Annotated in this window: 13 protein-coding genes; all 13 read left to right on the plus strand. The window is 59.5% G+C overall.

The annotated features are described in order from the left end of the window. Positions 1–2 precede the first annotated feature (2 nt). The 13 genes from ACGHX3_RS20750 to ACGHX3_RS20810 all read left to right on the plus strand — a co-directional run bounded on the left by ACGHX3_RS20750 (position 3) and on the right by ACGHX3_RS20810 (position 9,290). Positions 3–1,247, plus strand: a complete 1,245-nt coding sequence (locus tag ACGHX3_RS20750; protein ID WP_394697439.1) for a hypothetical protein — start codon at positions 3–5, stop codon at positions 1,245–1,247. Next, positions 1,231–2,031: a PRTRC system protein B gene (locus tag ACGHX3_RS20755; protein WP_394697440.1), complete on the plus strand. Its 801-nt coding sequence runs from the start codon at positions 1,231–1,233 to the stop codon at positions 2,029–2,031. The genes ACGHX3_RS20750 and ACGHX3_RS20755 overlap by 17 nt, the downstream gene beginning before the upstream one ends. Then, entirely contained in the window at positions 2,024–2,659 is a 636-nt protein-coding gene (locus ACGHX3_RS20760; protein WP_394697441.1) for a PRTRC system protein A, read from the plus strand. Before ACGHX3_RS20755 ends, ACGHX3_RS20760 begins: the two co-directional genes overlap by 8 nt. Next, a complete protein-coding gene (locus tag ACGHX3_RS20765; RefSeq protein ID WP_394697442.1) occupies positions 2,656–3,426 on the plus strand; it encodes a PRTRC system ThiF family protein in 771 nt (256 codons plus the stop codon). Before ACGHX3_RS20760 ends, ACGHX3_RS20765 begins: the two co-directional genes overlap by 4 nt. Positions 3,427–3,607: 181 nt before the next feature. Continuing rightward, positions 3,608–4,129 (plus strand): hypothetical protein, encoded by a 522-nt coding sequence (locus ACGHX3_RS20770; protein WP_394697443.1) that lies wholly within the window; start codon positions 3,608–3,610, stop codon positions 4,127–4,129. 254 nt (positions 4,130–4,383) lie between these two features. Continuing rightward, entirely contained in the window at positions 4,384–4,989 is a 606-nt protein-coding gene (gene ssb, locus ACGHX3_RS20775; protein WP_394697444.1) for a single-stranded DNA-binding protein, read from the plus strand. Between the two features lie 224 nt (positions 4,990–5,213). Further along, complete coding sequence (locus tag ACGHX3_RS20780) at positions 5,214–5,492, plus strand: hypothetical protein (protein ID WP_394697445.1); 279 nt, start codon at positions 5,214–5,216, stop codon at positions 5,490–5,492. 129 nt (positions 5,493–5,621) lie between these two features. Continuing rightward, complete coding sequence (locus ACGHX3_RS20785) at positions 5,622–5,927, plus strand: hypothetical protein (RefSeq protein ID WP_394697446.1); 306 nt, start codon at positions 5,622–5,624, stop codon at positions 5,925–5,927. A gap of 96 nt (positions 5,928–6,023) precedes the next feature. After that, positions 6,024–6,164, plus strand: a complete 141-nt coding sequence (locus ACGHX3_RS20790; RefSeq protein ID WP_394697447.1) for a hypothetical protein — start codon at positions 6,024–6,026, stop codon at positions 6,162–6,164. Positions 6,165–6,167: 3 nt separating this feature from the next. Then, positions 6,168–6,422 carry a hypothetical protein gene (locus tag ACGHX3_RS20795; protein ID WP_394697448.1) on the plus strand — a complete coding sequence of 85 codons (255 nt, stop codon included), beginning with the start codon at positions 6,168–6,170 and terminating at the stop codon, positions 6,420–6,422. 9 nt (positions 6,423–6,431) lie between these two features. Then, positions 6,432–6,719, plus strand: coding sequence for a hypothetical protein (locus tag ACGHX3_RS20800; RefSeq protein ID WP_394697449.1), 288 nt, complete (start codon positions 6,432–6,434; stop codon positions 6,717–6,719). 140 nt (positions 6,720–6,859) lie between these two features. Next, positions 6,860–7,267: a GNAT family N-acetyltransferase gene (locus ACGHX3_RS20805; protein WP_394697450.1), complete on the plus strand. Its 408-nt coding sequence runs from the start codon at positions 6,860–6,862 to the stop codon at positions 7,265–7,267. 58 nt (positions 7,268–7,325) lie between these two features. Beyond that, positions 7,326–9,290, plus strand: a complete 1,965-nt coding sequence (locus ACGHX3_RS20810) for a helicase-related protein (protein ID WP_394697451.1) — start codon at positions 7,326–7,328, stop codon at positions 9,288–9,290. The last annotated feature ends 49 nt before the right edge of the window (positions 9,291–9,339 follow it).

The raw sequence follows: 9,339 nt of genomic DNA on the forward strand, positions 1-9,339 counted from the left end.
CCATGCAATCCCTTCCCCGGCTCACCCGCAACCACGCACGCCAGATTCAGCAACCGAACAGCCAGCTTCGTGCGATGGCCGCACGGCGCTTGGGTGAGGCGGTTCGCGGCGGCAAGGTGACGGTCGAGCAGGCAAGGGAGGCCATGCGTGAAGGAGAGTGCGCGGTAGCCACTGCGATCCTGCCGCACCTGTACCAGTGCAACATGGACCGAGCCGTTCCTGCGGCCGAGATCGGCAATCTGACCGATCTCTCAGCCGAGAACCTGGCCAATCTCGCCCCGTTGCTGCGGGAAATGTATGACGCAGGCTTCATTTCCGATGAGGACATGGCAAAGGCCACGAAAAGCCGTGCGGGCGAGACGATCCTGAATCTTGTTTTGAAGGGAACTGACCGTGTGATCGCCAAGGCTGCATCAAAGCTGCCTACCGCGATCAGCACCTACACGCCGTTCCATGTCTCGCCAATGGCGCTGGCCATCACCCTGACCGGCCGCGATGCAGAAGAATGCCGCGTGACCTCTGATGCTGGCCGGGTGGTCATGTCGAGCAATGACACGCCGTTCGTGGTCTTTCCCGACCCGGAAAGCAAGGATGAGCTGTCGGCCATCTGCTGCCTCGTCCGTGGCATCAATGACCGTAGCGGAACGTGGATGATCGTTCCGCCAGACGATGCGCTGTCTGTGATCGACGGCATGATTGGCGAACTCCTGCATGACGTGCGAGTCCACGTGCCCCAGGGTCCAGTCTCGACCGACCTCCCAAGCAACGTGCTGGACATGGTGTTTGAGTACTTCGGTGTCGAGGAAGACGATGCAGAAAGCATTGATTCGGCAATCGACCAGCTAAACGAAATGCTGGATGGCTACATCGTCCCTGAGACGTGGAAGATGGGTGATGGAAAGGTGGAGAAGTGGTTGAAGGCTCCCACCGGGCCGAACGCCTCGATGATCCAGAAGCTGTACGACTTCTATACCCAGCTTGAAGCCGGTCGCTCCTTCAACGAGCGGGAGGTTGTCGGTGGCGAGTACCACAGCGTAGTCGTGTTCATTGTCCCGCTGAGCTTCTGGCACAACTTTCAAGAAACAATCCAGCACTTCGGCAATGACTATTGCCCCTCGGAAGTGTTCACCATCAACAAGTCCGCAAAAATCAAGCGCCCCCATCTTGCCGCGTTGGAGGTTGCTGTAATGGCTACATCGGTCGCAACGGCCATGACGCGGATCATCATTGATGAGTACCCTGATTAGCACCCCGGACGCTAACTCGCTTGCCCACTACAAGCAGCAGCACAGCATTGCCCCTACCGCCGCTCTGCTGTTCCATCAGCGTCAAGGCAAACTTGTCCTGACCACCGCGCATACGGTCGAGAGTTATCGCGGTACGCCGCGCATCGGCCCAGGCCGTCCCATGACGCCTGAGATGGAGTCGAGCATTGTCGCCCTGCTGATGGGCCGCGAGACCGATGAAAGCGCGAGCCGCATCAGGGTCATGCCGCAGAACGTCCTTCATACCGACGGCGCAAGCACCACCTGGTTTCAGCCGTCAACCGTGGAGCCGATGGTGCTTCGTATGGGGACGGATACGAAGTCGGTCCTTGTACGCTGGCCGTCCTTAGTCTTCCATGCACGCAACCGTCAGTTGTACGTGGTGGCATTGAAAGACGATCAGTGGCCTACCGATGACAGCATGGTCTTTCATGCCCCGGTGGGAAATGTTTGGAAAAATTCGCAAGTTTGCACGGGATCGGCGGTGATTCCTCTGGGCTGTTCTCCGAGCGAGATTCCAGCATGGCGAGATTCGTTCGCGCTATCAGCTTTCAGTCATAGAAATCACGACCAGACCATCACCGTCCCCAAGCCCAAAGGAAAGGGCAAGACAAAGGGCTACGAGAAGCACCCTGATCCGATGGTGTTCTGGGCCGAGCGCGATGGCGTGTTCGATCCGTTCCCGGCCGACCACCTGACTCCGTTGAAGATGACCCTCTCCGAATGGATGAGCGGCCTGATCCTCGGGGAGCAGTTCGATGATTGAATTGGCAACGCAGGCCGCAACCCCCATGCAGCGAGCCATCATGCAGGCGTGTCCTCTGGTTTGCGTCCCGCCGGGTGAGTCGATGACGCCACTGACCGTACCGGGCAGGCGCTGGGTGGTGGCAGGCAACGGCACCTATCTGGAACACCGCTCCTTGGCCCTGCATGTCTGCTTCCGCGTGTCCAGGCTGGAAACCACCTTCGGCACCGCAAGCCAGTTCGTCACGGCCATCAACGGCCCCGTGCCACGCGAACTGCTACAGCAATGCGTTGATCTGGCGCTGACGGCCAGGGACAAGGAAACCGCTGCCCTGATCCACTGGAACCCGGAGGAGGGCGTTTACGAACTGACCCAGCCGGTTATCGAGAGTGCCGGTGAGGCGCATGTGACCTACAGGGATGAGTCCCAAGACGACTTGCTCGTCTACGACTTCCACTCCCACGGCCATCACCCGGCATTCTTCTCCAAGACGGATGATGCCTCGGACAACTCCCGTATGGGACCGTACATCGCCATCGTGGCAGGCGAGTGCGGGAAGCCGGAAACGGTGAAAACCTGCGCCCGCATGTGCCTGTCCCCGTACCTGTTGGAATGGGGCACGTATTTCAAAGGGCAAGAATTGCCATGAACAAGCTGCAAATCCCCGCCAACTGGCTGGACAACCCGATCCGAACCCTCGTTTACGGGGCAGGGGGGACCGGCTCGCAAGTCATCGACCAGCTTGCATCGCTGGACGCTTGCATGAAGCAGCTTGGTCATCCGGGTTTCAAGGTCACGATCTACGACCCGGATCGCGTCTCGCGCTCCAACATCGGTCGCCAGCGATTCACCCATGCCGATGTTGGCAACTACAAGAGCCTTGTGCTGTGCCATCGGATCAACGCCTTCTACGGCTTTGATTGGGACTACCGCACCGAAAAGGGTCCGATGCGTGTAGCAGGCGTCGATCTGGTCATCTCCTGCACGGACCTGGCCATCTTTCGCGCGGCCTTTGCCAAGGACAACGCCAATTCCCAGCACGACACGCTCTGGCTGGACTTCGGTAACGGCAACGCAGAGGCTCAATGCCTGATCGGACACTTGTCTCGCAAGGTAGCAAACCGCGTTCCGCACATCGTTGACCTGTACCCGGAACTGGCGCATATGCAGCGAGTGGATGAGGAGCAGCCGTCCTGTTCGGCAGACGAAGCCCTGCGTCGCCAGCCGTGGCCGATCAACAGGGAGATCGCCATGAAGGGCATTGGGATGCTCTGGACGCTACTGCGTGAGGGAGCATTGGACTACCACGGCGTCCAGATGCGTATGAACCCGCTCTCGCTCAACACCATGCCCATTGATCCGGCGACATGGGAGTTCTACGGATACACGGGCAAGAAGACCCGCCGCGCCGCCTGAGTCGTCCCGCCAACAATCCGTCGCATCTGGACAGTGGAATGTGCCCGCAACCTGCCTTGTTGTGGTGACGGCTGGCCAGCACGATGAACCCCATCACAGCAGTGAGGCGCAGGACTTCCGCGCCCCCGACTCGATGCCACTGGCCGAGCGAAGCTGACATTCAATTCCAGTGGAGATTGCCATGACCGAAGAAACCTCAGTGCCGACTCTTGAAGCCGTCACCGCAATGAATGATGCGATCGTCATGGCGGAGGACACATTCCTGGCGGCTGCAGAGTCCTACCTGAAGGCCAAACGGGGGAAGCTGAAGGCGATCCAATGGAACTGGGAGAACGTGATCTTCAAGGGTTACGCCCAGAACTTCTTTGACCTCACTCTCATCATGGACAACGGCCTGGAGTTCTTCCTGGGCGAAGAGCAGGCAGTGGATGAGCGTGCCGAGCTTCTGGATCAGCTCCTTGCAGCGCTTGATATTCATGGAGAGGACGAAGACGCGATCGTTACCCGGTACGAGGTTGACGCCGAGGGGACGGTCCTGACGCTGCTCAGCCAGTTGACGGGGATCGCCGAAAGCGAAGTCGTTGGATACCTGCACACGATGTTCGCGTGGCTGAGCCGGAACAACCAGCGCGACGGCCGTGTCCGCATGAATCTTGATTCGACGGTGGTGGCTGTTCCTGATCTGGAAGAGGTCGAAGCCTAAGCAGCGTCGTGTATCGACAGGGCAGGGCATCGCCTAATGCCTATGTATCGGAACCTGCAAGAAGTTTGAAGCTGAAAGTGCGGTGTTGAAACACGCGCATGATGGATTCAAGGGGAGCGAACACAAACGCAACCTCAAACCCCGCGGGCAGTCGCCGTGGACTCTGCGGGTTACATCACGGCTATAGGACGACAAGTAGGCCAGTAGTCGAACGTCGATTTGCAAGGGCAAAAGCCCATTACTGAGGAAGCAACATGCGTGGAGTAAATGTCGTACACCTTCTGGGCAACTGCGGTGGTGACCCCGATGTGAAGTACACCCAAGGAGGCATGGCAATCACCCGTGTCAGTCTGGCAACCACCAGCGTTCGCAAGGACAAGGATGGCAACCAGCAGGAGCGGACCGAATGGCATCGGGTGGTGTTCTTCGGCAAGCTCGCGGAGATCGCAGGCGAGTACTTGCGGAAGGGTAGCTCCATCTACGTGCAGGGTTCGCTGCGCTACGACAAGTACACCGGCCAGGATGGCGTGGAAAAGTACACCACCGACATCGTGTGCGACGAAATGCAGATGCTCGGCGGTGGCAACCGAGACGGTGGCGGTCAGCAGGACAACCAGCAGCGCGGCGGCAACAACGGTGGCAACCAGCAGCGCCAGCATGGCAATGGCAATGGCCAGCAGCGTCAGCAGCAGGGCAACGGCGGTCAGCGCGGCGGCGGCGGCGGCGGCGGCGGCGGCGGCGGTGGTCAGGGTCCGCGGCAGGGCCGGTCGAATTACCAGCCTGCGCAGCAGCAGGAGTACAACGACTTCTCTGATGGGTCGGACGACATCCCTTTTGCGACCAGTAACTCGCTGTACTGATCGAGACGGGCGCCTTCGGGCGCCCGCCTTCGTTTGAAAAGTTGTTTTTGGGTAATTGGTAGCTGACCCACGTTGACAGCCGCCGATTCCCCAGTGAAGATTTCCGGCACTACCAGGCAATGCCTGTTATGAGGTCTGTGCGCCTCCACCAACGCACCACTATCGCTTCTTTCCCACTCGGGGTTCCCCCGACTGGGCGAGCCCCATTTCAACGGAGTTCGCCCATGTACCCTTCCGAACTGGAAGAAGGTCCTCAAGACCTGTCCTCAATGCTGAAGAATCTCGCTTTCCAGTTGGTTCTGGACGGTGAGGTCTCTCAGGTGGCTCATCTTCGTCGCGACCAGTGCGTTATGGCTGGCGCCTCGGATGAGCAATGCCGTCGCATCTGGAATAGCGCTTTGACGTTCTCCCAGAGACCGGGCGCACCTTCGCCCTTGAACACTGTCCGTCGCTTTCATTACGCCCATACATCAGCATCAATGATCGCTGCAGGATTGCTCTGACCACTACGCTTCACCATCCCGGCCGGGTGCCATGTCACCCGCCAGGGAGACATGCGCCCACCGGCACTCTGCCGGAATGTGCCACCGACAGAGCTACCACCTTGCTCGGCACGGCAATAGGAAACACGCATGTCCACCACCCAGAAGACCCTGCCTGCCAAGTCCATTCCGTTCTTCGGATCGATGCAGCGGACTGGAAACACCTTTTCCACCACCAGCCTCAACCTGGAAGTGCGCCCCTCTGATCGGGGTTTCCAGATTGTGCTGATTGCCCAGCGGATCGACAGCTGCGGCAAGGAAACGACCATTGAGCTTCCCTCGCCGTACATCGCTTCAACGGCTGCAGAAGCTCGCATGATCGTTGCCGACACGCTTGCTCCGTTTATGGAGCAGTTGATGGTCGGCGGAAATGCCAGGCACGAATCGGTCCACTGACCGAACACCTTAAGGCGGCCGCAAGGACCGTCCACAACCCATACGGGGGAGCCTCCCCCGACAGGGGTGCTCCCTTTCCACTTCGAGAGCACACCCATGTACACCAACACCAACTCTGTAAGTCCGCCCGCAGACCTGTCCGTAGTAGACGGAGAGATTGAGCCGGGTTCAGTTACCGACAACCCGGATTTCCACGATCCCTTCCGGCGCGAGTTCTACCCCGAAGGCGAGATCTGACCAATGAACAGCCTCACAGCTCAGGTCGCATCTCGAAACGGCGGAATCGACATCGCGCTGTTCAACAAGGACCAGAAACGCACCCTCAGCGTTACCCATGGCACCGGCCTCACGGTTACGGACGCCCTGTGTGACGCCCTGGCCCAGCGCACCGCCTTCTTCGTCCATGAGGACGTCGAACTGGCGCTCTGTGTGGCGGCACTTCGCAATAGCGAGGTGGTGCTGACGATCCGGAATGGAACCATCTACACCCACTGAGGAACGGACTTGAACGCACTAGCAATTCGCGTCGACCACGCGAAAGCCGAGCTGTCGATCATGGCCGGCCAGGACAGTGGATTTGACCACCACCAATGCACGCTCGATGCGGCCTTCTCCCTTGGGATACGGCACTTCGAGACGGGAAGGACGGAAATGCCGCTGCTGTTTAGCGGCATGCCGGATCTCGAAGAGAATTGGCACTCCGGTCAGGATTTTGCATACCAGTACGCAGTGATCCGCGGCTGCCAATCGTGCAAGGAAGCCAATGGCGATCCCTGCATGATCCACGGATAGACCAACCCCCAAGCCCCCGGTTCGCCGGGGGTTTTTTATGGGCGTCTGATCTGCCAGGTATCCCAGTGCTGCTTATACTTCTGGCTGCACACATACCTGCCCACTGAGACCAGAGAATGGACCCTATCCCAAAGCATGAGTTGGATCCCGCCGACGAGTTCACAACGAAAACTGGCGCGACTGTCTACATCGTGGTTGATGAGGACCAGGCAACGATTGGTGCGTACGACCAGAATGGCGATCCAATTGGTGAGTTCGAGTTCGCCCCACAAGATGATGGTCAGAACGAATGGCATCACTTGACGTCGATGTTCCTTGAGGAGCAACCCCAATATCAGGGGCAAGGCATCGGCGAGGAGATGCTTCGTAGGTTTCGAGACGAAATGGGTACTGTAATTACTGCCGACGAGAACACCGGCCAGAAGAGCAACCTCGGTTCGCATTTGACTGGCACGGGCGTCGGATTCGTGGCACGTATGCGCGAGAAGAAGCTAATCGCACCTGCGGAAAGTGATCACGTCGACCGTCCCGATGATGGCGAGTGGTGATCTATGCAGATAGTCCGCACCCGCAACAGGTGAGACTGGCCTGCCATACGGTAGGCAGATGGCAGAGAAGCCCAACAACGTTTTTGCACGCGTAGGCCAGCTGGCCACCCTGGGGGTAGAGGACCGGTGGCAGACCGCCATCTACCTCCCCGAGTCCATTGACGACATCCGAACCCAGCACAGTTCCGCGCCGGACCTGAGCGTTGATACCTTCGAGCCAATAGTCCTGCGACTGATTTCGGCGCCGACCGTTACCAGTCGGCCCTTCATGATGGTCAAGGCCACAGTAGAGGACCGCGATCGCAACCAGTTCCAGGCCCAGTTCAGTGGAGACCTGCAGGTCTGGATGGACTCCCTGCAGCAGGGCCAGGTCATCTGCGCCATGGCCAAGGCACGCTGGTGGAACGAAACGCTCACCGTTTCGGTGAAGGAACTGGTGGAGAAGGAGTGGTATGGGAAGCTGCGCCCAAGCTACAAGGGGCGTCCCAAGGGGCTGTCCGGCACGGATATTCGCCGGCTGGTGCAGCAGTACCTGGAGGAGGGCATCCCGGGGGCTTGCGAGCGCCTCACCGAACACCTTGCTCCCATCGGATCCATCAGCGAGCTGCTAGAGGAGGTTGGTTGCCCGGGCTGGAACCTTCGCACGCTCTTTCTTCAGGCCCACCGTCCGCGCTCGCCTGAATACTGGGATCACAGCATCGCTGCACTGACGCGACTGGATGCACTCGCCGGCCTGCACCGCGCGAAAGCAGGTGGACCAAAGCCGGTCGCCAACCCATTCAATATCTCAACCGTCGAGAAGCGACTGCTTGATGCGCAGATCAAGCCTACTGATGATCAGCTTAAAGCTCTTACTGTTTGCCGCAATGCGCTTGCACGCAACAAGCCAGCACGCATCCTTTGTGCCGGCGATGTCGGCGTCGGCAAGAGCGTTGTGCTGTTCATGATTGCCGCAGGAATTGCTGATCAAGGCGGGCGCTCGATGTGCCTGTTTCCAAACTCGCAGCTCGCTGTCCAGATGTTGGACGACTTCAAGCATTGGGCTCCCGATCTGTCCATGAGTTTGGTCACCGGTGACAGTGATGCGTCGGTCGATCTCGAAGCGTCCATCCTGATCGGCACCACAGCTCTGCTGACGCGCAAGCTGCCCAAGATCGATGCTGTCCTGGTCGATGAGCAGCACCGTTTCAGCCGCGAGCAGCGTGAGAAGAAGGTAGGTCGGCACACGCACCTGTTCGAGTTCACGGCTACCTGCATTCCGCGCACTGAGGCGCTGGTGCGTATCGGTCTGTATGAGACGGTGGAGCTTCGACAGACCTTCGCACCCAAGACAATCTACACGCACCTGCACATTGGCAGGGAGGGACGCCGAGACCTGTTCAACATGCTCTCGGCTGACCTGAACAATGGCGGCCGCGTACTGGTGGTCTATCCACGCAAGAACCTGGATGACGTTGAAGCGGTCGAGGGGATGGAAGCCCGAAAGGAGACCAATCCGATGCACACGGTCGAAGGAGCACTACCCAGCTGGCAGGCCAAGTTCGGAGACCAGGTGGGCTCGATCACCTCCGAGAACACGACCGATGAGAAGCTCGCCACGCTCGAAGCCTTCGCCGAAGGCCGGGTCAAGGTGCTTGTGTGCACGACGGTGGTCGAGGTGGGACTGAACCTGCCCGGCCTGTACCGGATCGTGATCGTCGACCCCACCCGCTATGGCCTCGCCAGTCTCCACCAGCTGCGAGGGCGTGTGGCGAGAAAGGGCGGGGAAGGGCACTGCGAGCTGCTGTGCGACGACAAGCTCAAGGCCGAGCAGCAGGACCGGCTGGAGTTCTTCTGTTCGACCAGCGACGGTTTCAAGATCGCAGCCCGCGACCTCGAGCTGCGCGGCGCCGGCGACCTGGGATCCGGTAGCGATCGCCAGTCCGGTGCCGACTTTGTGTTCCTGATCGGCCGCAAGCTCAACATGACCGACTTCTCCCTGGTCCTGCCGATCTACCAGCGGCGAGTCCCAGAAGCGGCCTGAAGGTGTGCCGATTGGGGGGAATCGGGCCAGCCATACGAGGGCTCGTCGC

The sequence above is a fragment of the Pseudoxanthomonas japonensis genome, from assembly GCF_043632995.1.
GTDB classification, from domain to species: Bacteria; Pseudomonadota; Gammaproteobacteria; order Xanthomonadales; family Xanthomonadaceae; genus Pseudoxanthomonas_A; species Pseudoxanthomonas_A japonensis.